General features: G+C 38.2%; 20 protein-coding genes and 1 tRNA gene. 12 read left to right on the top strand and 9 right to left on the bottom strand.

The window, feature by feature from the left end; translation table 11 throughout:
• Positions 1-3: 3 nt before the first annotated feature.
• Positions 4-1,761, top strand: a complete 1,758-nt coding sequence (locus DKG77_RS06400; RefSeq protein WP_109661262.1) for an aromatic amino acid hydroxylase — start codon at positions 4-6, stop codon at positions 1,759-1,761.
• Here DKG77_RS06400 and DKG77_RS06395 read toward each other — a convergent pair.
• From DKG77_RS06395 to alaS, 4 genes are read right to left on the bottom strand one after another with little or no spacing between them, the layout of a single operon-like run.
• On the bottom strand, positions 1,729-2,355 hold the full coding sequence (locus DKG77_RS06395) for a DUF4230 domain-containing protein (RefSeq protein ID WP_109661260.1): 627 nt from the start codon (positions 2,353-2,355) through the stop codon (positions 1,729-1,731). The two genes, DKG77_RS06400 and DKG77_RS06395, sit on opposite strands and share 33 nt — an antisense overlap.
• Positions 2,356-3,312: a GSCFA domain-containing protein gene (locus tag DKG77_RS06390; RefSeq protein WP_109661258.1), complete on the bottom strand. Its 957-nt coding sequence runs from the start codon at positions 3,310-3,312 to the stop codon at positions 2,356-2,358.
• A 19-nt stretch (positions 3,313-3,331) separates the two neighbouring features.
• On the bottom strand, positions 3,332-3,991 hold the full coding sequence (locus DKG77_RS06385; protein ID WP_133248422.1) for a hypothetical protein: 660 nt from the start codon (positions 3,989-3,991) through the stop codon (positions 3,332-3,334).
• A 3-nt stretch (positions 3,992-3,994) separates the two neighbouring features.
• Positions 3,995-6,619 carry an alanine--tRNA ligase gene (gene alaS / locus DKG77_RS06380; protein WP_109661254.1) on the bottom strand — a complete coding sequence of 875 codons (2,625 nt, stop codon included), beginning with the start codon at positions 6,617-6,619 and terminating at the stop codon, positions 3,995-3,997.
• A 104-nt stretch (positions 6,620-6,723) separates the two neighbouring features.
• Here alaS and DKG77_RS06375 point away from each other — a divergent pair, with 104 nt between their 5' ends.
• The 6 genes from DKG77_RS06375 (at position 6,724) to DKG77_RS06350 (ending at position 10,406) form a co-directional block, all read left to right on the top strand.
• Positions 6,724-7,701 (top strand): M23 family metallopeptidase, encoded by a 978-nt coding sequence (locus tag DKG77_RS06375; protein WP_109661252.1) that lies wholly within the window; start codon positions 6,724-6,726, stop codon positions 7,699-7,701.
• Positions 7,701-8,030, top strand: a complete 330-nt coding sequence (locus DKG77_RS06370) for a MerR family transcriptional regulator (RefSeq protein WP_109661250.1) — start codon at positions 7,701-7,703, stop codon at positions 8,028-8,030. The genes DKG77_RS06375 and DKG77_RS06370 overlap by 1 nt, the downstream gene beginning before the upstream one ends.
• A gap of 18 nt (positions 8,031-8,048) precedes the next feature.
• Positions 8,049-8,648, top strand: coding sequence for a LemA family protein (locus DKG77_RS06365; RefSeq protein WP_109661248.1), 600 nt, complete (start codon positions 8,049-8,051; stop codon positions 8,646-8,648).
• A 2-nt stretch (positions 8,649-8,650) separates the two neighbouring features.
• Positions 8,651-9,088 (top strand): TPM domain-containing protein, encoded by a 438-nt coding sequence (locus tag DKG77_RS06360; RefSeq protein WP_109661246.1) that lies wholly within the window; start codon positions 8,651-8,653, stop codon positions 9,086-9,088.
• On the top strand, positions 9,069-9,851 hold the full coding sequence (locus DKG77_RS06355; RefSeq protein ID WP_109661244.1) for a TPM domain-containing protein: 783 nt from the start codon (positions 9,069-9,071) through the stop codon (positions 9,849-9,851). Before DKG77_RS06360 ends, DKG77_RS06355 begins: the two co-directional genes overlap by 20 nt.
• A gap of 75 nt (positions 9,852-9,926) precedes the next feature.
• Entirely contained in the window at positions 9,927-10,406 is a 480-nt protein-coding gene (locus tag DKG77_RS06350; protein ID WP_109661242.1) for a hypothetical protein, read from the top strand.
• 13 nt (positions 10,407-10,419) lie between these two features.
• On the opposite strand, the gene DKG77_RS06345 is transcribed toward DKG77_RS06350, so the two are convergent.
• On the bottom strand, positions 10,420-10,830 hold the full coding sequence (locus DKG77_RS06345; RefSeq protein ID WP_165819353.1) for a nuclear transport factor 2 family protein: 411 nt from the start codon (positions 10,828-10,830) through the stop codon (positions 10,420-10,422).
• A 217-nt stretch (positions 10,831-11,047) separates the two neighbouring features.
• Between DKG77_RS06345 and DKG77_RS06340 the strand changes: the two genes are divergently transcribed.
• Together DKG77_RS06340 and pbpC are read left to right on the top strand one after the other, a co-directional pair.
• Positions 11,048-16,621, top strand: a complete 5,574-nt coding sequence (locus DKG77_RS06340; RefSeq protein ID WP_109661238.1) for an alpha-2-macroglobulin family protein — start codon at positions 11,048-11,050, stop codon at positions 16,619-16,621.
• A gap of 8 nt (positions 16,622-16,629) precedes the next feature.
• Positions 16,630-19,002, top strand: a complete 2,373-nt coding sequence (gene pbpC / locus DKG77_RS06335) for a penicillin-binding protein 1C (protein ID WP_109661236.1) — start codon at positions 16,630-16,632, stop codon at positions 19,000-19,002.
• Positions 19,003-19,006: 4 nt separating this feature from the next.
• Here pbpC and der read toward each other — a convergent pair whose 3' ends face one another.
• Positions 19,007-20,308, bottom strand: coding sequence for a ribosome biogenesis GTPase Der (der, locus tag DKG77_RS06330; protein WP_109661234.1), 1,302 nt, complete (start codon positions 20,306-20,308; stop codon positions 19,007-19,009).
• A gap of 76 nt (positions 20,309-20,384) precedes the next feature.
• On the opposite strand from der, the gene DKG77_RS06325 reads away from it, so the two are divergent.
• A complete protein-coding gene (locus DKG77_RS06325; RefSeq protein ID WP_109661232.1) occupies positions 20,385-20,879 on the top strand; it encodes a GTP-binding protein in 495 nt (164 codons plus the stop codon).
• Between the two features lie 24 nt (positions 20,880-20,903).
• Here the strand turns inward: DKG77_RS06325 and era are convergent, their stop codons facing one another.
• Both era and DKG77_RS06315 read right to left on the bottom strand, forming a co-directional pair.
• Complete coding sequence (gene era / locus DKG77_RS06320; protein WP_109661230.1) at positions 20,904-21,788, bottom strand: GTPase Era; 885 nt, start codon at positions 21,786-21,788, stop codon at positions 20,904-20,906.
• Positions 21,775-23,142: an alanine/glycine:cation symporter family protein gene (locus DKG77_RS06315; protein ID WP_109661228.1), complete on the bottom strand. Its 1,368-nt coding sequence runs from the start codon at positions 23,140-23,142 to the stop codon at positions 21,775-21,777. Before DKG77_RS06315 ends, era begins: the two co-directional genes overlap by 14 nt.
• A gap of 114 nt (positions 23,143-23,256) precedes the next feature.
• Here DKG77_RS06315 and DKG77_RS06310 point away from each other — a divergent pair.
• Positions 23,257-23,329: transfer RNA gene (locus DKG77_RS06310), tRNA-Met, on the top strand.
• Positions 23,330-23,597: 268 nt separating this feature from the next.
• On the opposite strand, the gene DKG77_RS06305 is transcribed toward DKG77_RS06310, so the two are convergent.
• The gene (locus tag DKG77_RS06305) at positions 23,598-23,750 is read right to left on the bottom strand and encodes a hypothetical protein (RefSeq protein WP_207785436.1); all 153 of its coding nucleotides are present in this window, start codon (positions 23,748-23,750) and stop codon (positions 23,598-23,600) included.
• 241 nt (positions 23,751-23,991) lie between these two features.
• Here DKG77_RS06305 and DKG77_RS06300 point away from each other — a divergent pair, with 241 nt between their 5' ends.
• Positions 23,992-24,831, top strand: coding sequence for a universal stress protein (locus DKG77_RS06300; RefSeq protein ID WP_109661487.1), 840 nt, complete (start codon positions 23,992-23,994; stop codon positions 24,829-24,831).
• The last annotated feature ends 144 nt before the right edge of the window (positions 24,832-24,975 follow it).

The following is a 24,975-nucleotide window of genomic DNA, read 5'->3' as shown; positions in this document are numbered from 1 at the left end:
GCAATGAATTACGAGTCCAATCCCATCCTAGACAAGCTTCCAGAACATCTAAAGCAATTTATAAAACCGCAGAATTATGACGACTATTCCGCCATTGACCAAGCAGTTTGGCGCTATGTAATGCGTAAAAATGTGGATTATTTGAGCAAAGTGGCCCACAAATCTTATGTAGATGGTTTGCTTAAAACGGGAATTTCCATTGACCACATTCCCAATATGTACGGAATGAACCGTATCCTAAAAGAGATTGGTTGGGCGGCCGTTGCCGTGGATGGTTTTATTCCTCCTTCCGCTTTTATGGAGTTTCAAGCGTACAATGTATTGGTCATTGCTTCGGACATTAGACAATTGGAAAACATTGAATACACTCCAGCACCCGATATCATTCATGAAGGTGCAGGACATGCCCCCATCATTGCGAACCCAGAATACGCTGAATACTTAAGACGATTTGGAGAAATTGGAAGCAAAGCTATTTCAAGCGCCAAAGATTATGAACTCTACCAAGCTGTAAGACACCTGTCCATTATCAAAGAAGCAACAGGGACTTCACAAGCGGAAATAGAAGAGTCTGAAAAGCATATTGAAGAACTTCAGAAAAATATGGGCATTCCCAGTGAAATGGCCCTTATCCGCAACCTGCACTGGTGGACGGTGGAATATGGTATGATTGGCACATTGGACCAGCCAAAAATATATGGAGCAGGACTTCTTTCTTCCATTGGAGAAAGTAAATGGTGCATGCAAAGCGATGTTGTTAAAGAGCCCTATACCATTGAGGCGGCCCAAAAAGCGTTTGACATTACCAAACCGCAACCGCAACTTTTTGTCACGCCAAATTTTGCTCACCTTAGCCAGGTTTTGGAAGATTTTGCCAACATCATGGCCTTACGCACCGGAGGCTTAACTGGAGTACAAAAGCTAATAGACTCCAAAGCTTTGGGGAGTATTGAGCTTAGTACTGGAATTCAAGTATCTGGACAATTTGATTCGGTTATTGAGTATAACGGCAAACCCGTTTACATACGAACAGTAGGCCCCACTGCCTTAGCTTATCGGGAAAAGGAATTGGTAGGGCATAGTACCGAACAGCATCCAGAAGGTTTTGGTTCCCCAGTAGGAAAACTAAAAGGCATCAACCTTGCCATTGAAGATATGGGACCACGCGATTTAAAGGCGTACAAAATTTTTGAAGGCGAGCAAACCTCATTGGAATTTGAAGGAGGTGTAAAAATAGAAGGTACCATTGTTACCGGAACTCGAAATCTGCAAGGTAAAATCATCTTGATAACCTTTAAGGATTGCACGGTAACTTATGATGGCACGCTTTTATTTCTGCCCAATTGGGGATTATATCATATGGCAGTGGGTCAAAAAGTGGTCTCTGCTTTTAATGGCCCGGCCGATTTAAATAGTTTTGACCTTATCTCTCATGAGCTAACAGAAACCACCATTAAACCTGAAAAAAGTACAAAAAGAATGCAATTGGAATTGTACTACGCTCAAATAAGAGATTTTAGAGAGGGTATTAATACAACCATTTCCAGAAACAAGGTTTTTCAAGAAATTAAGAAAGACCATCCAGATGATTGGCTTCTACCCATCGAACTTTATGAGCTGGCCAAAAAAAGTGATGACAAGGGTTTTCAACAAGAAATATTGGTGCACTTAGAAACTGTAAAGCTAAACAACCCAAAAGTCGGGCATTTAATTGATGACGGTGTAGGCTTAATCAATAATAGCTTTTCCCATAGTCTCTAGTGCATCAATGGAGGTAACCTTTTCTTCGCCGTAAGTCAAAGTCCACCCTAGGGTATTTGTAAGAACAAATATTCTGGAAAGTTCACTTATCAACCTATTTTCCGCATTGGATTTTAGCGATGATGCTTTTACCTTTTTTACCAGTGAAGTGGTTACATTTTGCTTTATGGCATTGTAGTCTTCGGCGTTAAAGGGATTAAAATAATCTGCGGTAACATCATAATATTCAAAATCTGGATTGATTTTGATTTCAGGCTCAGGGATTAACTTAATCCGAATTGTTTTTTGGGTCTGGTCCATTTCATATTCAATTTTAGAAAGATCATATGAAATTGTTGCTTCTGCATTAACCACCACTAATGCTTTCTTATCTGCTGTGATCAATGTACCGAACAATTCTTTGGAATCTGCATAATTGTAAACCTCAACAAAATGCCCTTCGGTAACAATGAGTTTGGATACCTGCTTTAACTCTTGCTGAATAAGCATTGATTCTTCTTTAAGAATCGATTGCTGTGCATTATCATCAGCACAGGATTTATAAATCAAAACTGATGCCAAGGCAATGATTGCACCAATGAGTACTTTTTTCATTTAGTCAAATTTCATAAACGGGTACCTTTCTTTAAGATACGTGATTTTAGCCTGGAGCGACTTTTTAAATTTTTGATGTTCTTCAGAATCAGGATTAAAAGCTCGATGTTGCAGGCCTTTTTGAATTGTGTCCACCTCTTCCATAACAGTATAAGATTGTGAGGAAATCCAACTGGATTTAAATTTCTCCCAGATGTAATCTATTGCCAATTCGTTAGGATGCACCATATCCTTCCCGTAAAAACGATAGTCTCGTAATTCGTCCATCATAATTTCATAAGATGGAAAATAAATCCCTCTCGACTGAGCTCGAGATGACAAAACACCATGAAGGGCAGTAATCAAATGTGATTTGCTTTGTTGATTTTCCATAAAGCCATCTTTTAAATGCCGTACTGGGGAAATTGTAAAAATTACCTGTGCACTTTCATTTATAGAATGCACCAATTCAATCAATCGTGCAAGGCTGTTTTTAATCACCTCTATGGACAACAATTCTTTAGAAAACTCCTTTTGGGAAACCTTATGGCAATTGGCAACAACCTTTTTAGTTTTATTGTCTCTATATACCCATGCAGTACCCAAAGTAATAATGATATGGGTAGTCTGTTCTAGTTGCTGCTTGGTTTCTTCAAGACTTTCGTTTAAATTTTGAAGTAATATCGTCTTAGAAGTGGCACTATTGGCAGAATGGGCATCAAAACAATGCCATCTTCCGTCTTGTTCAAAAACTTCACTTTCCTGATAGTTGCGATTTTCAATAGCGCGTTCCACCAAATTTTCTATTGCAAATGGATGGAATAATATTCCAAAAGGATTTTGCAATTGCTGAAAGTTGTAGTACTTCAATTTGTCTCCTATATTCTCTACAAAACAAGAACCCAGCAACAATAGTTTACTCTGATAATCTATTGGATTTTCAAATTTTATAAGAGGGACTGTGGTTTGGAGTTTCATTTTGGAAGTATCCGTTCAACTATCTGCAATTTTCTAAATCCTTAATCATTTCTTTGTATTGAGATTCTAGCTGTATTTCCAGCTGGTTCACAAATTTTAAAATACGACCCAAATCATCAATAGATTGATTTCGCAAAGCTTCCGTGGCTTTATCAATCTCATTTTGAACCAAATTCTGGGTATTGTATATACCCTCTAACTCATAAAGGCATTCATACCCAAATTCATGAAATATTCCTGTAGATTTTGAGGTTTCCCATGCAATTCTGCTCAGTTCTGTAATATCAAGGTTAATGTAGGTATCCCCCTCATAATTGTATAAATCTGTATCAACATAAGTGGAATCGGTTACTGTGAAAAAATCCTTGTATGTATCTTCAAAGGCACTCATGGTTTTTGGCGAAACCAATAACTTACCTGAATTCTCCTTCTGTATTTCCTTAATAGCATCAAGGAAGAAAGTGATTTCTTGATTGTTTGTCCTATTTTCTGTAAGCTGCTCTAAATTAGTATTGAGTTCGCCTTTTATTTTGTGCAAAGCAATTTCAATATTGGAATTTGTTGTTTTTGAAGTATTCCAGTCATTAAACCAAATGGCAAGGTTTATCCCTACAAAAATCAAGAAGATTTCACTAAGAATGTACTTCCAATTGATTTCTCCAAGTTTAATAAATCGCATAGGCTATTCCATTTGATTGACCATTTCCGTAGCTTTTTTCAAAGCATCTGGAATACCTGAAGGGTTTTTGCCTCCAGCAGTAGCAAAGAAAGGCTGTCCACCTCCACCGCCTTGAATATATTTACCCAATTCGCGAACGATATTCCCTGCATTCAATTTTCTATTGGACACCAATTCTTTGGAAATGTAACACGACAAAAGTGCTTTTCCGTCATTTTCTGCTGCAAGTAATAAAAACAAATTGGAAAACTGCCCTCCTATTTCAAAAGCAAGGTCTTTGATGCCATTGGCATCCAAATCAACCTTCTTGGCCAAAAACTGGATACCATTGATCTCCTCTAGTTCAGAAATCAGTTCAGACTTAAGCCCTTTTGCCTTGTCCTTTAACAACTGCTCTATTTGTTTTTTTAAGGCAGTGTTCTCTTCTTGCAGCCCGGTTACCGCTTTAACAGGGTCTTGTGTATTGTTCAACAAGTCCCTTATTTCAAAAAGCATACGGTTGTTCTTAAAATAGAATTCCTTTACAGCATCTGAAGTAATGGCCTCTATCCTTCTTATTCCAGCAGCTACCGCTCCTTCAGATACTATTTTAAAGTGCCAGATATCCGAAGTGTTCTTTACATGAGTACCACCACAAAGCTCAATGGATTGTCCAAAACGTACTGTGCGTACCGTATCACCATATTTTTCACCAAAAAGAGCCATTGCTCCTTGATCCATTGCTTCTTTGATAGGAATATTTCTGCTCTCTTCAAAAGGGAGTTGACCTTCTATCCGTGCATTCACAAAACTCTCTACGTTTCTAAGTTCTTCAACGCTTAATTTAGAAAAGTGTGAAAAATCAAAACGGAGGTATTTGGAATGTACGGCCGAACCTTTTTGCTCCACATGGGTGCCTAAAATTTCCCGTAATGCCTGATGCAACAAGTGGGTCGCTGTGTGATTGCTAGCAGTCCGCCATCGTTGTTTCTTATCTACAACGGCTTTAAACGTGCCCGAAATATTTTTGGGTAAATTCTCAGAAAAATGAACAATTTCATTGTTCTCTTTCTTGGTATCTATTATATAAACAACATCTCCGTTTGCCGCCTCTAAATATCCCTTATCTCCTACTTGACCTCCTCCTTCTGCATAAAATGGGGTGAGGTTGAAGACCAATTGAAACTGTTCTCCTTCCTTTTTGCTGCTCACCTTTCGGTACTTCACCAATTTCACATCAGCTTCAAGGCTATCATAACCTATAAATTCTTGTTCAGCATCATCCAAAAGTATTGTCCAATCTTCTTTGGACACTTCAGATGCAGCCCTAGAACGGTCTTTTTGCACTTTTAAAGCTTTTTCAAAACCTTCTATATCCAATTGATACCCTTTTTCTTCTAAAATTAGGGCAGTAAGATCAATTGGAAACCCAAATGTATCATATAATTCAAAAGCCTTTTGACCATTAATGGTCTTATTCTTGGAGGATTTAATTACCGAGTCCAATAACATCAATCCCTGTTCCAAAGTGCTTAAAAAGGAATTTTCTTCTTCTTTTATTACATTTTCGATAAGCTGATGTTGTTCACGGAGTTCAGAAAATGCTTTACCCATAGTTTCTCCCAACACCTTCACTAGCCTGTAAATAAATGGTTTTTTGGTGCCCAGAAAAGTGAACCCGTACCTTATGGCACGCCTTAAAATCCTTCTAATTACATAGCCCGCTCCCGTGTTACTTGGCAATTGCCCATCAGCAATAGAAAATGCAACTGCCCTAACATGGTCGGCAACAACTCTAATAGCAATATTTACCTCTTCGTCTTTTTCATATTTACGTCCGGTGATAGTTTCTATCTCCCTAATAAGGGGTATAAAAACGTCAGTGTCATAATTAGATTTTACATTTTGCAAGACCATACACAAACGTTCAAAGCCCATTCCCGTATCTACGTGTTTTTCGGGAAGATTTTCTAAAGCGCCATTTGCTTTTCGGTTGTATTGCATGAAAACCAGGTTCCAAATTTCCACAACTAAAGGATGGTCTTGATTCACCAAAGAAGCACCAGAGACTTTTGCTTTATCTTCTTTTGAACGTATATCAACATGAATTTCGGAACATGGGCCACAGGGGCCTTGATCGCCCATTTCCCAAAAATTGTCCTTTTTGTTCCCCATTATAATTCGGTCCTCAGGTACAATGGCTTTCCATAGTTCAAAAGCTTCTTTGTCCATTTCTAAATTATCCGCATCATCACTCCCTTCAAAAACAGAAACATAAAGGCTGTCCTTGTCAATTTTATAAACTTCTGTCAATAACTCCCATGCCCATTGTATAGCTTCTTTCTTAAAGTAATCGCCAAAACTCCAGTTTCCCAACATTTCAAACATTGTATGGTGGTAAGTGTCTTTGCCTACTTCCTCCAAATCATTATGTTTTCCGCTTACTCTTAGGCATTTTTGGGAATCAGAAATTCGTTTGGATTTTGGAGTGGAGTTCCCTAAAAAAAACTCTTTAAACTGATTCATTCCGGCATTGGTGAACATCAAAGTGGGATCATCTTTCATGACCATAGGGGCAGAAGAGACTATTTTATGCTTTTTCTCTTTAAAAAAGTCCAAAAACTGAGCTCTAACTTCTTGGGATGTCATTGGAATTGCTAGGGTTTTATTAAATTTAACATTTTAAGCAAAACAATTTTTATATTTGTTTGTTTTGATTAGAAGAATGCGCAAAAATAGGATAAAATCCCTTCATGTCTAAAGTTAAGTACTATTACGATCCAGATACACTTTCTTACAGGAAGATTGAACCTAAAAAGTCAAAAAGGTATCGGAACTTCTTTTTTTTCATTGTAGGAGCTGCTTTGTTTGGCCTTATTGGCCTTATAGTATTGTTAAATACGAATTGGTTGAACACTCCCAAAGAACTTTCACTAGATCGCGAGGTTCATAATTATGAGCTTCAGTTTGAAATATTGACGAGGAAAATGGAGCAAATGGAGCAGGTCTTGGCCAATATAGAAGATCGGGACAATAATATCTATAGATTGTATTTTGAGGCAAATCCAATACCTGAAGAACAGCGCAAAGCCGGTTTTGGAGGGATAAACCGATATAAATCCCTAGAAGGTTTTAATAATTCTGAAATCATTACCAATGCTACCAAGCGTTTAGATATTATCCAAAAACAAATGGTAATCCAGTCCAAGTCTTTGGATGAAATTGCCAAATTGGCCGAAGAAAAAGAAAAACTTTTAGCCGCTATTCCTGCCATACAACCTGTAAGAAATGAAGATTTGACCAGAATGGCATCTGGTTATGGCTGGCGTTCCGATCCTTTCACTAAAGCTAGAAAAATGCACTGGGGAATGGACTTTACCGCACCAAGGGGAGTTGCAATTTATGCTACAGGTGACGGCACAGTCAAACGCGCAGACAACCGCTCTTCTGGATATGGCAAACACATTAGAATAGATCATGGGTATGGCTATATGTCCTTATATGCCCATTTAAGCAAATACAACGTTAGTAAAGGGCAAAAGGTAAAACGAGGAGATTTAATAGGCTTTGTTGGAAATACAGGGCGTTCCGAAGCTCCTCATTTGCATTATGAAGTCTTCAAAGATGAAGAACGCATCAACCCTATTAACTTCTACTATGGAAGTTTGACGGCGGAAGAGTTTGAAAACATGCTCAAATTCGCCAACCAAGAGAACCAATCACTGGATTAATGCATGTAGATCTTCCTGAAAAGCGATATTACGGCATTGGTGAAGTAGCCAAGGCATTTGGCGTGAACACCTCGTTGATTCGGTTTTGGGAAAAGGAATTTGATGTGCTTCAACCTAAAAAGAATGCCAAGGGCAACCGAAAATTCACACCACAAGATATTACGAATCTGCAGTTGATTTATCACTTGGTAAAGGAACGCGGGTTTACCTTGGAAGGTGCTAAAATTCATTTGAAAGAAGAAAAGCAAAAAACCCTGTCCAATTTTGAGGTCATTCAAAAGCTCCAAATGGTGAAGGCTGAACTCCTAAAAATTAAAGAACAACTATAAACACTAAAACTTAAGAAAATGAAAAAATGGTTAATTCCGTTAATCGTTGTCGCCATTATTGCATTTGTAATTTATCAATGGGCGGTAGGATTCAATAATACCGCAGTGCAATATGAAGCGGATGCTAAAACCGCGTGGTCAAATGTAGAAAGCTCCTATCAGCGAAGAAATGATTTGATTGGGAATTTGGTAAAAACAGTCCAAGGCGCCGCAGATTTTGAAAGAGGTACTTTAAAGGACGTTATTGAAGCTCGGGCAAAAGCCACTTCCACTAATATAGATGCTAACAACATTACGCCTGAGCAATTGGCTCAATTTCAGCAAGCGCAAACAGGTCTTTCTTCTGCCCTTTCAAGACTTTTGGTCACTGTAGAGCGCTATCCCGACCTAAAGGCCAATCAAAACTTTTTGGAACTGCAATCACAGTTGGAGGGTACGGAGAATAGAATCAATATTGCAAGGAACAGATACAATGAAAAGGTAAACATCTATGATGTTCATACCACCAAATTCCCTGGAAAACTGCTTGCGGGTTGGTTTGGGTTTGGTGAAATGCCACGCTATAAAGCTGATTCCGGTGCTGAAAATGCTCCAGATGTGAACTTCGATTTTAATTAAGTATGTCGCACGTAGAAGAATTTTTAACTGCTCAGGAGGAACAGGAAATTATAGAAGCTATCCTTGAGGCTGAAAAAAACACTTCGGGAGAAATTCGAGTACATATTGAAGCTACTACCCAAATAGACCATTTTAGTAGAGCGCAGCAAGTGTTTCACTTCTTAAAAATGGACAACACCAAAGAAGAGAATGGTGTCTTACTTTATGTGGCCGTTGATGACAAAAAGTTTGTCATTTATGGTGATAGTGGCATTGATCGCGCTGTTCCCAAGGGTTTCTGGGATACCACCAAAGATATTATCGCTTCACACTTTAAACAAGGCAATTTTAAACAAGGGATTGTAGAAGGTGTCCTAAAAACCGGCAAAGAATTGGAAGCTCACTTTCCATGGAACCACAATGATACCAATGAACTGAGCGATGCTATATCCAAAGGTTAGTCTTCTTATTGCCTTATGTTTTGTTTCTATTGGGTGGAGTCAGTTCACCATTCCTGAAAAACCACAAAAACAAACCAGTGTTTACGATTATGTAAACCTATTGTCCGCTTCCCAAAGTAAAGCTTTGGAGCAAAAACTAATTCGGTATTCCGACAGCACCTCTACTCAAATCGTTGTGGCCGTCATTAATTCTACTGAGGGAGAAAACATTAATTTCTTAGGTGCACAATGGGGTCAAAAATGGGGTATTGGGCAAGCGGACAAGGACAATGGCGTTCTTGTGCTACTGGCTAGGAACGACCGCAGAATTGCTATTAACACCGGTTATGGTGTAGAGGGCTCTTTAACCGATTTCATGTCTAAACGGATCATAGAATCGGTTATCATCCCCGAGTTTAAAAAAGGAGACTATTACGGTGGACTGGACAAAGGTGCCGATGCCATTTTTCAAGTACTGAACGGGGAATTTAAAGAAGATCGCACTTTTGGCAATGATAAAGGATTCTCTTTAAAATCATTACTTCCTTTTATCATTTTCATCATCATCATCATTATTCTTTCCAGACGGAATAAGAACAATCGTGGTGGTCGTGGTGGTGGCCGAAAATCAGGAATGGATATTTGGGACATGATTATTCTCAGCAATATGGGACGCGGCGGATACCGTGGCTCTTCTTCTGGGGGTGGTTTTGGGTCTGGAGGATTTGGAGGTGGCTTCGGAGGTGGAGGATTTGGAGGCGGAGGTGCCTCTGGCGGCTGGTAATGCCCTGAGCCTAATCTTAGGTTTTTGACGCAACTTCCGTTCAATTATATCATCTTCACATGTAAATATGTTCTTATGTTTTTAAAAAAACTAATGTTTTCTTCTATTCTACTATGTGCTTCTTTGTGCTGCCCTGAGGAAGATATTGAAGACTGTTCCCTTGTCAACTGTGTAGCTGTTGACAATTCAATTTATATTACGTTCGTTGACAACACCTCTGGCGAAAACCTAATTACCGATGGCACATATGATGCAACTCAGATTGAAATTGTCGATTTAGACTCCAACCCTGTAAACTTTGAACTGCAAAAGGACTTTGAAAATGAAGACACCTTGGTAGTTGACCTGCAAAACACAACTATTGGAAACCAAGATTATCGTATACTATTAGGGGATACAGTTTCATTCAATTTTACCCTGACCACTTTTTCTGGAGCAGGGAGCATTTGCTGCGGGCCATATACGGGTATCGATAACGCCTCCTTGACAGGAATTGAGGGTGAGTTTGTAAACCAAGGTACTTTACCTATAGCAATTACCGTATTTATTTTATAAATAAGTAAAAGGACTATTCTGCTCTCTTATAAAAAATCTTGCTTACAATTTTCCATTCGCCATCAATCTTTAGCAAGTTCATGAAATCCACAAAAGTAAAGTTAGCGTATTCAAGTTCTAAGCGAGCATTTGCTGCATGACCGGATACTGTGATTTCTGCAATCCGATTTTTTCTATCAACTCTAGGACCCGGTTTCATTCCACTAAAAAATTCTAGAGCGTTTACTTCTTTATAACCTTCGTCCGTAATGTACTTCATCGTTGCGGTTTCATGAAAAGCTTTTTTAAGCGTATCAAAATCCTTGTTGGAACCACCTTCCATATAATAATTTAAAGTTTGCTCTACAAGCTGATAATCAGACTTCTGGGCATTGGCAGTAAAAAAGATGCCTGTAGAAAAAAACAATAGAATAATATTTCGCATGATGTTCGTTTTTAAGTTGTTAAGCGATTTCAAGATATCTTTTTTTAGCATTAAATATATGTGCGCAAATCATAAATGTTTCATAAGGTTCCATCCATTTGTTAAAAACCATTCGTAAATCATAACAAGTTATCGGTAAAGTGATAATGCCCCACCACCTATTTTTAAGCTATCTTAGTTATGGTTAACCAATAGTATTAATTTATACCTTTTCGGCATGTCACGTTTTGTTCGAGTTCTTCTTATTTCCATATTTATTTTGTTTGTTTCCTGTAAAAAAAAGCAAGGCTCTACTGATACGGATAACCTATTTAAATTCAAGGATTATATTAGTTATCATACCAACGGAAATCAAAGTATCTCCACTCCAATTACCATAGTATTGGCACAACAGTTAGGTCAATTTGAGCTTGCTCAAGAACTCCCGTCAGAATACCTAAAAATAACGCCTAAAGTAGAAGGTAAGCTAGCTATTGAAAACGGAAGGGAGCTAACTTTTCATCCTTCAGAATATTTAAAACCCAATACGGAATACGTTGTTGACCTTTCACTAGGCAGGCTTTTTGAAAATATAGAACGTGACTTCAAAAACTACACATTTAGTTTTAAAACTATTACTCCAAATTTTAAAATCAATCTGGGGAATCTTCAGTCCTATAGTAAAAATTGGCAATATGTAACGGGCACTTTAGAAGCATCGGATATTCTGAATGCTAAAAAAATAAACAGCATACTCTCTGTTCTACAAAGCGATAAAAAGATTTCAGTAAAATGGGACAATATAAGTGAGGATGCTAGGTATTTCACCTTCAAAATTGATAGTATTCCGCGTAAAACCAATGATAGTGAGCTAACCATTAGTTGGGATGGCAAAGACCTAGGCATTGATAATAGAGATTCTGAAAAGTACACTATCCCAGGATTGAACAAATTCATCGTAATAGATACCAAAACCTCAACTGCACCTAACGCTGCTTTAACACTTAACTTTTCTGACCCTTTAAAACAAAACCAAAATCTAAATGGGTTGGTCACCATAGAAGGCGCTCAAAGTTTGCGTTATGAAATAAACGGGAATATTTTGAAAGTCTATCCTTCAAACAGAATTATGGGCCAGGTGCGGGTAAATGCATTTGAAGGCATTAAAAGTGAGTATGGATACACATTAAAAAAGTCTTTTTCTGAATTGGTTTCTTTTGAGCAATTAAAACCAAATGTGCGCTTAATTTCAAAAGGTACAATTCTACCAAACGCAACATCAACACCAATCTATTTTGAAACCGTAAATCTTTCTGCTGTTGAAGTTCGGGTTATTCAGGTTTTTGAGAAGAACATGTTACAATACCTTCAAAACAATAATCTTACACAGCAATATAACTCTGACCTTAGACCCGTTGGCCGAAGAATCGCATACAAGGTAATACCGCTGATAGAAACTAAAGATGATGACATGAGTTTTTGGAAAGCGCATGCCCTTGACCTATCAGAATTGATAAAAGTGAATCCAGGATCCCTGTACAGAATAGAATTCAGTTTTAAAAAAGAACATACATCTTATGAATGTACTGATACCATAAATTCGGATGATCAAATAGAAAGTTATGCTTCAAATAATTTCGATTCACAAGATTTAAGCGAAGAAGCTTTGGAAGAACGCTATTGGGACAATGAGATTTACTATTGGAGAAACTACAATTACAATTGGGAAGAACAGGACAACCCATGTCACCAAGCATATTACAATCCAGATAGAGTTGCAACCACTAATCTTTTGGGCAGTGATTTAGGGCTTATTGTAAAAAAAGGGAACAATCGTTCATACCATTTTGCCACAACAAACCTTTTAACCACAAAACCAGAAGCAAATACAAGCATCAAGTTATACAATTTTCAACAACAGCAGCTCGCTGAACTAACAACAGATGCTTCTGGATTTGGAATTTATGATGGGGAAGCAACAGTAGCATTTGCAGTAGCAAAAAATAGCGGCAATTTTGCCTATGCAAAACTTGCAGATGGCAATGCACTTTCATTAAGCAAGTTTGATGTCTCTGGCCAAGAATTACAAAGTGGCCTACAAGGTTTTATCTATACGGAAAGAGGCGTACATCGCCCCGGTGATACCGTTCATTTGACCTTTGTCTTGGATGATAAAGCAAATCCATTGCCCGCAGGCCACCCTGTAACCATAGAAGTCAGCGATGCACGCGGAAAATTAGTGCAAAGAAATGTACTTAAAGATGGCAGCATACCTGTCACCGATGGATTATATGCCAAAAAAGAAGGGGATTTTTATTACTTCCCCATCCCAACAAAAGCTACCTCGCCCACAGGAACTTGGTATGCCAAAATCATTGTTGGGGGGGCACAATTCAACAAAAGCCTAAAAATTGCTACGGTTAAACCCAATAGACTAAAGGTGGATTTTGCATTTGAAGATGATGTTTTAAAAGCTAACAAGAACAACAAAGGAAAAGCCATGGTACAGTGGTTGCATGGTGCACCAGCTCGAAACTTAAAAATTGATATCAACGCTAAATTACAACAAGCGTCCAACGCGTTTCCCAACCATAAAGGGTTCATTTTTCAGGATCCCGTGAGAACTTTTAATGAAACGGAGCTCCAATTTATTTCGTCCAAACTAGATGGAGAGGGTTTTCTGAATATTGACAGAAAAATCAATGCCAACGGTAATGCTCCCGGTATGTTGCAAGCCACTTTTACCACCAAAGTGTTTGAGGGTGGTGGAGATTTCTCTATTGATGTTTTCTCCAAAAAATTAGCGCCTTTTACACATTTTGTAGGTCTACGTTCTCCAAAGGCAAAACAATACGGTTCATTTTTAACTGATGAGGATACAACATTTGATGTAATCTCCGTAAATGCTGATGGTAACGCTGCTGGTAATCGCAAATTGAAGGTCAAAGTATACAAGATAGAATGGCGATGGTGGTGGAATAGAGGTTACGACAATCTTTCCCGTTATGAAAATGCAACCATTCATCGCCCATTTAAAGAATTGTCCGTTACCACAGGAGCTGATGGAAAAGCTAATTTTAAAGTAAACGTTCCTGATGATGATGGTGGACGGTTCCTTATCCGTGTTATAGATGAAGCGTCTGGTCATGCCACTGGGCGTACTGCCTATTTCTACAAAAACTGGTGGAGAAGACCAGCATCCAATGATACAGAAAGCTCAAAGATTTTGATATTTTCTTCTGATAAGGAAAAGTACACTCTTGGAGATCAAGCAATAGTTACTTTTCCTTCAGATTTAGGTGGAAGAGCATTGCTGAGCATTGAAAATGGCTCTGAAGTTTTATTGCAACAGTGGATAGAGACCTCAGCAAAAGAGACCAAGGCAACCATACCAATTACAGCAGATATGGCTCCTAATGCCTACATCAATATATCATTATTACAACCACATGGACAAATAGCCAATGATTTGCCCATTCGTTTGTACGGTGTTGTCCCGCTATTGGTCGAAAATCCATCAACTTTTCTAAAACCGGAGCTCAAAATGCCAGAAGTTTTGGAGCCAGAAAAGCCCTTTAAAGTGACCGTATCAGAAGCCAATAAAAAACCCATAACCTATTCCTTGGCAATTGTTGATGAAGGATTACTGGATTTAACCAGGTTTAAAACTCCTGATATTCATTCATCATTTTACGCAAGGCAAGCTTTGGGAGTAAAGACTTTTGATATTTTCGATGATGTCATGGGTGCTTATTCCATAAGTGTGGACAACATTTACGAGATTGGCGGTGGCGGAATTGGTGAAGGTGCAAAAAACAGAAAAGCGCAACGGTTTAAACCTGTAGTCACGTATTTAGGCCCGTTTACCTTAAAAGGTGGTGAAAAAGCATCACACACGATTAACATGCCCAATTATGTAGGCTCCGTGCGCACCATGGTCGTAGCAGGGGACAAGAATAGTGCCTATGGTAGCACAGAAAAAGCTACTCCAGTAAGAAAACCGTTAATGGTATTGACCTCAATACCCAGGAAATTGTCTCCTGGTGAAAAAGTAACCGTTCCGGTTACGGTTTTTGCAATGGAGAAAAAGGTTAAAAACGTAAAAGTTTCAATAGATGCAGGAAAAGCTTTGGAGCCTATTGGTCCCACATCAAAAAATATCACATTTAATACTGTTGGTGAGCAAATTGTGAATTTTGATTTTAAGGTAAATCCAACAAAATCATTTCAAACCATAAAGGTTACGGCATCTGGTAACGGAGAAAGAGCAAGCCATGATACAGAAATTGATGTTGAAAACCCGAATCCTATTACCACTAAAAGTACGCTATACACCATAAGTGAAAATGAATTAGAGACCATTTCTTTTGAAACTTTTGGAACATCTGGAACCAACTCAGCATTTGTTGAATTCTCTACCCTCCCGCCTATGGATTTCTCAAAAAGAATGGAGTACTTGTTGCGATATCCCCATGGCTGTGTTGAGCAAACCACATCCGCAGCTTTTCCGCAATTGTTTTTGGCAGAAGTTCTTGATATCACTTTTGACAAGAAAAAAGAAATCCAGAAAAATATAAAAGCTGCTATTAGGAGACTTAATGATTTTCAAGTACCGAATGGAGGTTTAAGCTATTGGTCTGGATATGGAAGGGCAGATGATTGGGGTACATCCTATGCAGGTCATTTTATGTTGGAGGCCAAACAAAAAGGCTATCAACTGCCATTGACATTTTTGAGCAATTGGCTGCGTTATCAAAAAAATACAGCTCGCCAATGGAGTAATCAAAGTACGAGTTACAACAACGATATTGCCCAAGCGTATCGTCTGTATACCTTGGCTTTGGCCCAGCAACCAGAATTGGCGGCCATGAACAGATTACGGGAATCCATAAACCTAAGTAACGAAGCCAAATGGAGGCTAGCAGCTGCCTATGCATTAGTGGGTAAAAAAGAAGTTGCCATAGAGCTTGCCCAAACTGCTAATATTGACTTTAGGCCTAATTCTTATAATTACAGAACTTATGGTTCAGTTTTCAGGAATAGGGCTATGGCTTTAGAAACCATGGTCATACTTGGAGATTCCCAACAAAGGGAGTTGGCCATTTCGCTTGCAAAAAATCTATCTTCCCAAAGATGGTACAGCACTCAAGAAACTGCGTTTGCCTTATTGTCCATGGCTAAAATGGTGGCAAGAAATGGTGGCAAGTCCATTGATTTAATGTATACCAGTAATGGAAAAGAGGTAGTAGTAAAAACAGATAGAGCCATTGCACAACGGAGTATCACTATTTCATCCACAACGGGTGAGATACAGGTTAAAAACAATCAGGGCAATACCATTTATGCCACACTTACCCAATCAGGTAAACTGCCAGTAGGGCAAGAATTGTCACAACAACAAAATCTAAACCTAACCGTGAAGTATCTAGATGCTGTTGGAAATAGCATCGATGTATCTGAACTGAGACAAGGAACGGAATTGCAAGCACAATTGACCGTTTTCAATACTACCAATGACTATTATGATAACCTGGCATTGACCCAGATTGTTCCGAGCGGATGGGAAATTGTAAATACATCTTATGCTGGTGGAAGCGAGCAAAATTCAAGCAAGGCTGACTACATTGATACCCGTGATGATAGGACTAATTTCTATTTTGATTTGGGCGCAAAAAAGACAAAAACTTTTACCGTAAAACTAAATGCTTCCTTTTTGGGTTATTACTATCTGCCCGGGTCCCAAGTTGAAGCCATGTACGACAATACTAGCTATGCTCGCAATAAAGGTAAATGGATTAAAGTGTCACGATGATGTTGTAAATGAAGGTTTTTTTATTGGCTTTAAAGAAAATTGTACTGAAACACCGAATTAAATTTTCGGTTGTTCTCATTATTTTCTTGTTTTGGCTTTTCTGTTTGCCCAAGCAACTATTTAAGGAACCAACTTCTACCGTAGTAACCAGTTCTGACAACGTATTGATTGGCGCACGAATTGCCGATGACGGTCAATGGCGTTTTCCAGAAATGGATTCGGTTCCAGAGCGTTTTAAACAAAGTATCCTCTTATTTGAAGATGAGTATTTCTACCAACACTCAGGTTTCAATCCAATCTCTATTTTTAATGCCATAAAACATAATCTTACCAAGGATACACGCAGAGGGGGGAGTACCATTACGCAGCAAGTTGTTCGTTTGAGCAGAAAAAACAGGAGCCGTAGCTATTTTGAAAAATGTATTGAAATTTTCATGGCCACAAGATTGGAATTGCGTTATTCAAAAGATGAAATTTTAAAACTGTATGCTACACATACTCCCTATGGTGGCAATGTGGTAGGTCTGGAAACAGCTTCATGGCGTTATTTTGGAATTCCCGCGCAAGAATTAAGTTGGGGACAATCCGCTACTTTGGCCGTTTTGCCCAATGCTCCATCTTTAATTTTTCCAGGTAGAAACGAGCAATTACTCCTAAAAAAACGTAATCGGTTGCTTAAAAAATTATTGTATGAAAATCATATTGATGAAACCACTTATGAACTGGCCATAGCTGAACCTTTACCCCAAAAACCCATTGCCCTGCCCAATATAGCACCACATCTTACGGAGCGTATTAAGAAAGAGCATAAAAATAAACGAATACAAACTTCTATCAATAGGCATTTGCAGCACCGAGCTAATAACGTGGCGGAACGCCACCACCATCGGTTAAAATACAATGAAATCCATAACCTTGCCATTTTAGTATTAGATATAGAGACACGAAATGTTCTAAGTTATGTTGGCAACTCTCCTTCTGCAAAAGCTCATGGCAGTTATGTAGATATTATTACCAAAAACAGAAGTACCGGCAGTACATTAAAACCTTTCCTTTTTGCTTCGCTCATGCATGAAGGCCAATTATTGCCAAATACTCTGGTAAAAGATATTCCTACGGTAATAAATGGTTACAATCCAAAGAACTTCAATAAAAAACATTCCGGTGCCGTACCGGCTGGCAGGGCCCTTTCCCGTTCGTTAAATATACCGGCAGTAAGGTTGTTACGTCAATATGGGCTTCAAAAATTTTACAATAAGCTACATAAAATGAATTTGAAGTCTGTGAACAAATCAGCTGGACACTATGGTTTGGCATTAATTTTAGGAGGGGCTGAAAGTTCATTATGGGATCTTACCAAAACCTATGCCTCTGCCGCTTCAACTTTAAATTATTTTGAATCCAATTCGAGTACCTATCGGGCAAATGAATTTGTTGAACCAAATTATCTGTTCAAAAACGAAATGGATTTTGGTGAACAACAGTTTGAAGCTCCTATTTTAAGTGCAGGCTCACTTTACCATACCTTCAAGTCATTACAAGAGGTAAATAGACCGGAAGGTGATGAAAATTGGCAGTTTTTTGATTCTTCAAAACATATTGCATGGAAAACAGGGACTAGTTTTGGTTTTAAAGATGCTTGGGCTATTGGTGTAACGCCAAAATATGCAATTGGTGTTTGGGCAGGAAATGCAGATGGTGAGGGAAGGCCAGGGTTAACAGGAATTACTGCGGCAGCTCCCATTCTTTTTGACATTCTTGATATATTACCGAACAGCGGTTGGTTTCAACAACCTTTTGATGATTTGGTTGAGCTGGAAATCTGTTCTCAAAGCGGGCATTTAGCCTCTGCATTTTGCAATACAACAAGAAGGGAATTACTGCCAATTAACGGAACAAAAAGCAAGCAATGCCCTTACCATAGGCAAATATTTTTAGATGCTTCAGAAAGATTTAGGGTAAATTCTGAGTGTTACCAACTAGAGAATATGATAGCCAAAAATTGGTTTGTACTTCCACCGGTGGTAGAATATTATTATTCCTCTTCAAATCCAAATTACAACGCCTTACCTGCCTATTTACATGGTTGTTCCATTTCAGAATCACAATTGATGGAGTTTATCTATCCAAAGAAAAATGAAGAGGTTTTGTTACCAAAAGACTTAGGTAACAGTATCACTGAAATCATATTCAAGCTGGCGCACCAAAGAGCAGATAGTACTGTTTATTGGTATTTGGACGAAACCTATATTGGTACTACGGAAAGCTTTCATGAGCTCATTTACCAAGCTAAATCTGGGTCATATTTATTGACCGTAGTTGATGATCAAGGTAATCGCATTAAACAAAAAATATCTATAAAACAGGCATCTGAGAATTAGCTTCTTACTTCTTTCTCATGAAAATTGTAATTGGCACCCCACTAAAATCAAAATTCTCTCTCAATTTATTTTCTAAAAACCGTTTGTAGGGCTCGCGCACGTACTGCGGTAGGTTACAGAAAAAAGCAAACTGGGGATAAGGTGTTGGTAGCTGGGTACAGAACTTTATTTTTACATATTTACCCTTGTAAGCAGGTGGAGATGTCTTTTCAATTATCGGCAACATAATATCGTTCAACTTTCTAGTGACAATCTTTTTTGAACGATTTTTATAGACATCCACGGCAGTTTCAATTGCTTTAAAAATTCGTTGTTTGGTCAATACTGAGATGAAAAGAATCGGCACATCATCAAATGGCTCTATTGCCTTTTTAATTTTTTGCGTGTATTCCTTAACAGAATTCGTTTCTTTTTCAACCAAATCCCATTTGTTCACCAAAATAACAACACCTTTATTATTTCGTTGTGCCAACCAAAAAATGTTCTGTACTTGTCCATCAAACCCGCGTGTAGCATCTACCAATAGGATACAAACATCACAATGCTCAATTGCTCTAACGGAACGCATTACAGAATAGAACTCCAGATCTTCTTTGACCTTTGCCTTTCTACGGATTCCTGCGGTATCGACCAAATTAAATTCAAAACCAAATCTATCATACTTGGTGTCTATACTGTCTCGGGTAGTTCCTGCAATATCAGTAACTATATAACGATCTTCTCCAATAAGCGCATTAATAAAGGATGACTTTCCAGCATTGGGTCTTCCCACAACTGCAAATCTTGGTAATTCACTTTCTTCTACTTGAACTTCAGGCAGTTCCTTGACCAGTGCATCCAACAACTCCCCCGTTCCACTGCCATTTATGCTCGACAAGGTATAGTAATCCCCAAGGCCCAATGCGTAAAACTCGACCGCATCTGCTTCTCTTTGGGCGTTATCAACTTTGTTTACTGCTAGAAAAACAGGTTTATTCGCTCTTCTAAGCAACTTAGAAACGTCTTCATCCATTCCTGTAACCCCAGATTCCACATCAACCATAAAAACAATAGCATCTGCTTCTTCTATGGCAAGTTCCACCTGTTTATCTATTTCTTGTTCAAAGATATCATCACTTCCAAGTACATACCCTCCCGTATCTATTACTGAAAACTCCTTCCCATTCCAATCACTTTTTCCGTAATGGCGATCACGTGTAACGCCGCTTACGGCATCCACGATAGCTTCACGACGCTGAATCAATCGATTAAAAAAAGTTGATTTTCCAACATTGGGCCTTCCCACAATAGCTACAATAGCGCTCATCTGCATTAAATTTTGGCAAAAATACCACTATTTATGAAGAAAAAATGATACCTTTTTTAATCAATTTCAATTAGTTATGAGTGATTTTACCAATGAGATTGTATTGCGTCCCCGTTTTGAGATATCATTGGATGCCAATATTGAAAGATTAACGGCTCTTTTTGATAAAAGTGCAAAAGATCCATTTATAGTAAAACGTATGGATGAACACATCTATATACGCTTTAATAAAAAGGACACCACATTTTGGTCTCCACAGCTTCATTTAGAGCTAACTTCATTTGAAAAAGGAATAAGTAAAATACATGGTGTTTTTGGTCCCAACCCAACACTTTGGACCTTTTTCATGTTCTTACATTTTGGGATAGGAACCATATTTATTATTCTGTCTGTCTTTGCTTACTCCAACTATTCTCTTGGACATGATATCACTTTTTGGGTTGCTGGCATGATATTTTTAACACTCATCTGGTTTGTCCTTTATGCTTTTGGACGAATGGGGAAGTCCAAAGGAAAACCTCAAATGGAGCAGTTAAAAACCTATTTGAAGGATTTAATTTCAACTTTATAAAACGATAGAATTGCTGAACCTTATTTAATTATTGTAACCAAAACGTTTAAGTTGACGCGAATTGCTGCGCCAATTTTTATTTACCTTAACATAGAGTTCAATATGAACCTGCTTATCAAAGAATTTTTCCAAGTCTTTTCGTGCTTCTATCCCAACTCTTTTTAGAGCACTGCCTTTATGGCCTATAATTATGCCTTTTTGTGTATCCCGCTCAACCATTATCACAGAACGAATCCTAATAATGTCGGGGTCTTCAAAAAATTCTTCCGTCTCTATCTCTACAGCATAGGGAATTTCTTTTTTGTAGTGCATCAATATTTTTTCTCGAATGGTCTCGTTCACAAAAAACCGCTCCGGCTTATCTGTTAATTGATCTTTAGGATAATATGGTGGTGCCTCTGGCAACAGTTCCAAAATACGCTCAAAGACCTCCTTTACATTGAAGTTTTCCAAAGCGGATATTGGATGTATTTCTGCCTTTGGAAGTAATTCTTGCCAGTGCTGTATTTGCTCTTCCAACACTTGTTGTTCCGAGGTATCTATTTTATTAAGAAGCAATAAGACCGGTATCTTGCTGTTTTGGATCTTTTTGAAGAAAACCTCATCCTTTAAAGCCTTTTCTCCTATCTCTACCATATACAATAGAACATCGGCATCCTCGAAAGCGGATTTTACAAAATCCATCATGGAGCTTTGCAACTCATACGCTGGTTTTATGATTCCGGGCGTATCTGAAAGAATGACCTGAAAATCATCCCCATTGACAATTCCTAAAATACGATGTCTCGTCGTTTGGGCTTTGGACGTTATAATCGAGAGTTTTTCGCCCACAAAAGCATTCATCAAAGTGGATTTTCCCACATTAGGGTTGCCAATTATATTTACAAAACCTGATCTATGCTTTTTCATGCTTCATTTTTGAAAAGTAACTTTTAGCAGCCAAGTTAACCCTAGGGGATAGATAAAGTACGGCAATCATATTTGGAATTACCATAAGCGCATAGGCCAAATCTATCAAATTAATGACCAAATCTACCGACGCCACGGCTGCAAACACAATCGTAGCCACAAAATACCAGTTGTAGTATTTCCCAATTTTAGCATTGGTTAAAAAGGAAAGGCATTTTACCCCATAATAGGAATAGGTGAATAAGGTGGATAGTGCAAATGCAGAAACGATAATCATCAATAAAACGTCGCCAAAACCAAATAAAGATTTTTTGAAAGCAATCAGAGTCATCAATATTCCATTGCTTTCAGCTTCTAAATAGGCTCCACTCAAAATAATGACTATTGCTGTTAAAGTGCATACAATAATAGTATCAATAAAAGGCCCAAGCATTGCAACCAACCCTTCTTGCACAGGTTCATCTGTTTTGGATTGACCATGATACATTGGGGCACTACCTAACCCAGCCTCGTTTGAGAACATGGCCCTACGGACCCCCAGTATCACCAAGCCCCAAAAACCACCTTTTACCATGGTGTCAAAATCAAAAGCCTCAACAACGATTAATTTTAAGGAAGGCCATACTTCATTCGCATTGGTGGCCATAACCACCACAACCGCAACAAAATATATCAACACCATGAACGGTACTATGGTTGAGGCAACTTTGGCAATTTTTTTGAGTCCACCAAAAATTACAAATGATGTTATAATCGCTAAGGTAATCCCTACAATCAATTTCCAGTTGAAATCTCCCAACATGGCCAAATTTTCATTCGGCTTCACTACATTCATAAAGGTTTGCGTAAACTGATTTGCAGTAAACACTCCCAAAAAACCAAAAAGTCCGGCAATACAGAAAAATGTGGCCAATGGCTTTGCTTTTTTGCCTATACCTTTTGTAATGTAAAACATTGGTCCTCCTTGAAGCTTGCCTTCAGAGTCGGTTCCTCTATACATAATGGAAAGGCTACAAGAATAAAATTTTATACACATTCCTATTAGTGCTGTTACCCAGATCCAGAAAACAACCCCAGGACCTCCCATATAAATGGCGATGGCAACTCCAGAAATATTCCCAAGGCCAACGGTTGCCGCTACAGCAGCGGATAGCGCTTGAAGATGGCTTACATCACCTTTTGCCCCTTCTTTATCATGCTTGCCCGCGGTAATGGCAATAGCATGACCGAAATAGCGATATGGCAAAAATCTAGATTGAAAAACAAGGAACAATCCGCCACCAATTAAGAGAATAAGCATGGCCCACTCTGTATATGGAAGCATTGCGGACAAAAAATCATTAAAATCTTTCATATAGTAAAAACTCGAATTTATGGATTTTAAGCTGGACTTGCATGAAACGTTTTGGTGAATATTAGTTTTAATTTGGAAATAAGTGAAAAACCGTTGTATCTTTGCCGTCCACATCGCGGGGTAGAGCAGTAGGTAGCTCGTCGGGCTCATAACCCGAAGGTCGCTGGTTCGAGTCCAGTCCCCGCTACTACAAAACGCTGATTTTAAGTGATATAAACTTAAAATCAGCGTTTTTTTATTAAGATTAAGAGTCGCCCTACTTCCCTTCAACTCTTATTGACTTATACAACTCCACGACCTTCATTTGGAACGATGAACTCTTACCAACAGATAAAAATTCCATATATCTTTTCTCTCAAATTACAGCATTGTCTATCCGTAAAATCCACATACAAAAGCGTATACAGTACGTAAGTAAAATGAAGCTTTTAAAAGACACTGCTTTCTTAAATAGTTTAGAAATCTTGAACCGAAGGACGGATTACTATTTGACTTGCGTCCACATCAGAAGGTTGTTCTATAGCAAATGTAATGGTTCTGGCAATGGAATCTGAAGGGATAGTAATTTCATAAAAGTCTTTTACAAAGTAATCCTGTAAAAGGTCCATTTTATGTGATTGATCAAAGTCACCTATTCAACTATCATGACTATTTAAAGATTTGAAAGGCCTTATTTGTTGGTAGTTTGAGAATTAAGTTCTCGTATCTCAGCTATAACTCTCACAGCACCTCTTTTTCACTTTGGATGAAAATGTAGGACGTTGAGTAAAATACGGTTATGACCAAAATCATGTGCCACTTAATTTTCACCATTTAATTTTAAGGATAATAAACGAAATGCAAACAGATATGAAACATATTTTAATGCTCACCGATTTCTCTGATAATTCTTGGAACGCGATACGGTATGCACTATCCATGTTCAAAAATATCGAATGCACCTTTTATCTCCTCACCATCAACCTATTGCCTTCATACACGGGTGCAAAGACTTCTGTTCGTGCAAACCAAGAAAAATTAAGGAAAAGTATTCTCGAGCAAAGTGAAGCTGATTTGCAGTATCTATTGAAAAGAATAGAAAAGTCTTTACCCAATAGTAAGCACAAGTTTGTAACAAATGTAGTATACGGTTCTTTTGTGGGTACAGTGAAAAAAATGGTTTCAAACTATAAAATTGAGCTGATTGTTATGGGTACGAAAGGTGCTTCTGGCCTTAAGAAAATCATTGTGGGAAGTAATACCGCAGCCGTCCTCTCAAAAGTTGATTGTCCGTTATTGGCGGTTCCTGAAAATGCCACCTATAAAAAACCTAGGGAAATCACTTTTGTTACAGATTTTAAGGTGGCATTCAATCATAAGATGTTAGACACTCTAAAAGAAGTGACAACCTTGAACAATACGTCTCTGAGTATATTGAATGTCCTGGAAAAAGGAAAAAATCTTGATGACGAACAGACTTCGAACAAAAGGTTTTTAAACGATTCTTTAAACGATCTTGAACATAGTTTCTACACCTTGTCAAAAGCTGAAGTGGACGAGGCCGTGCAGTGTTTTGTTGAAAGCAGGGCTATTGATATGATTGTCATGGTAACAAAAGATAGAAGCTTTTTACAAAAAATATTGATTAAACCCACTGTAAAAAATATCAGCTACCATATAGAAACACCTTTTTTGGTATTACATGAGTAAGCTTAAGGTCAAAGTCATTAAACTTCTTACCCTACAAGCCTGTTGTGGTACTTCTGCTTTCTACTAAGTAATTGGTGCAACTATTTGTTCATATAGTATACGCATATTGATTAAATACACTTGTTGATGTAAGTCATTTTCTTT

It is taken from the genome of Flagellimonas aquimarina, from assembly GCF_003149745.1.
In the GTDB taxonomy this organism is placed as follows: Bacteria; Bacteroidota; Bacteroidia; order Flavobacteriales; family Flavobacteriaceae; genus Flagellimonas; species Flagellimonas aquimarina.
This window is presented reverse-complemented; position numbering and strand designations above follow the sequence as displayed.

Coding starts and splice junctions, on each gene's coding strand:
- DKG77_RS06390 (WP_109661258.1), bottom strand. CDS start 3,312: ATGAAACTCCAAACCACAGTCCCTCTTATAAAATTTGAAAATCCAATA.
- DKG77_RS06355 (WP_109661244.1), top strand. CDS start 9,069: ATGCTATATCCAAAGGTTAGTCTTCTTATTGCCTTATGTTTTGTTTCT.
- DKG77_RS06315 (WP_109661228.1), bottom strand. CDS start 23,142: ATGAAAGATTTTAATGATTTTTTGTCCGCAATGCTTCCATATACAGAG.
- DKG77_RS06385 (WP_133248422.1), bottom strand. CDS start 3,991: ATGCGATTTATTAAACTTGGAGAAATCAATTGGAAGTACATTCTTAGT.
- pbpC (WP_109661236.1), top strand. CDS start 16,630: ATGAAGGTTTTTTTATTGGCTTTAAAGAAAATTGTACTGAAACACCGA.
- era (WP_109661230.1), bottom strand. CDS start 21,788: ATGAAAAAGCATAGATCAGGTTTTGTAAATATAATTGGCAACCCTAAT.
- DKG77_RS06375 (WP_109661252.1), top strand. CDS start 6,724: ATGTCTAAAGTTAAGTACTATTACGATCCAGATACACTTTCTTACAGG.
- DKG77_RS06370 (WP_109661250.1), top strand. CDS start 7,701: ATGCATGTAGATCTTCCTGAAAAGCGATATTACGGCATTGGTGAAGTA.
- DKG77_RS06365 (WP_109661248.1), top strand. CDS start 8,049: ATGAAAAAATGGTTAATTCCGTTAATCGTTGTCGCCATTATTGCATTT.
- DKG77_RS06360 (WP_109661246.1), top strand. CDS start 8,651: ATGTCGCACGTAGAAGAATTTTTAACTGCTCAGGAGGAACAGGAAATT.
- DKG77_RS06325 (WP_109661232.1), top strand. CDS start 20,385: ATGAGTGATTTTACCAATGAGATTGTATTGCGTCCCCGTTTTGAGATA.
- DKG77_RS06395 (WP_109661260.1), bottom strand. CDS start 2,355: ATGAAAAAAGTACTCATTGGTGCAATCATTGCCTTGGCATCAGTTTTG.
- DKG77_RS06345 (WP_165819353.1), bottom strand. CDS start 10,830: ATGCGAAATATTATTCTATTGTTTTTTTCTACAGGCATCTTTTTTACT.
- der (WP_109661234.1), bottom strand. CDS start 20,308: ATGAGCGCTATTGTAGCTATTGTGGGAAGGCCCAATGTTGGAAAATCA.
- DKG77_RS06400 (WP_109661262.1), top strand. CDS start 4: ATGAATTACGAGTCCAATCCCATCCTAGACAAGCTTCCAGAACATCTA.
- alaS (WP_109661254.1), bottom strand. CDS start 6,619: ATGACATCCCAAGAAGTTAGAGCTCAGTTTTTGGACTTTTTTAAAGAG.
- DKG77_RS06350 (WP_109661242.1), top strand. CDS start 9,927: ATGTTTTTAAAAAAACTAATGTTTTCTTCTATTCTACTATGTGCTTCT.
- DKG77_RS06300 (WP_109661487.1), top strand. CDS start 23,992: ATGAAACATATTTTAATGCTCACCGATTTCTCTGATAATTCTTGGAAC.
- DKG77_RS06305 (WP_207785436.1), bottom strand. CDS start 23,750: ATGGACCTTTTACAGGATTACTTTGTAAAAGACTTTTATGAAATTACT.
- DKG77_RS06340 (WP_109661238.1), top strand. CDS start 11,048: ATGTCACGTTTTGTTCGAGTTCTTCTTATTTCCATATTTATTTTGTTT.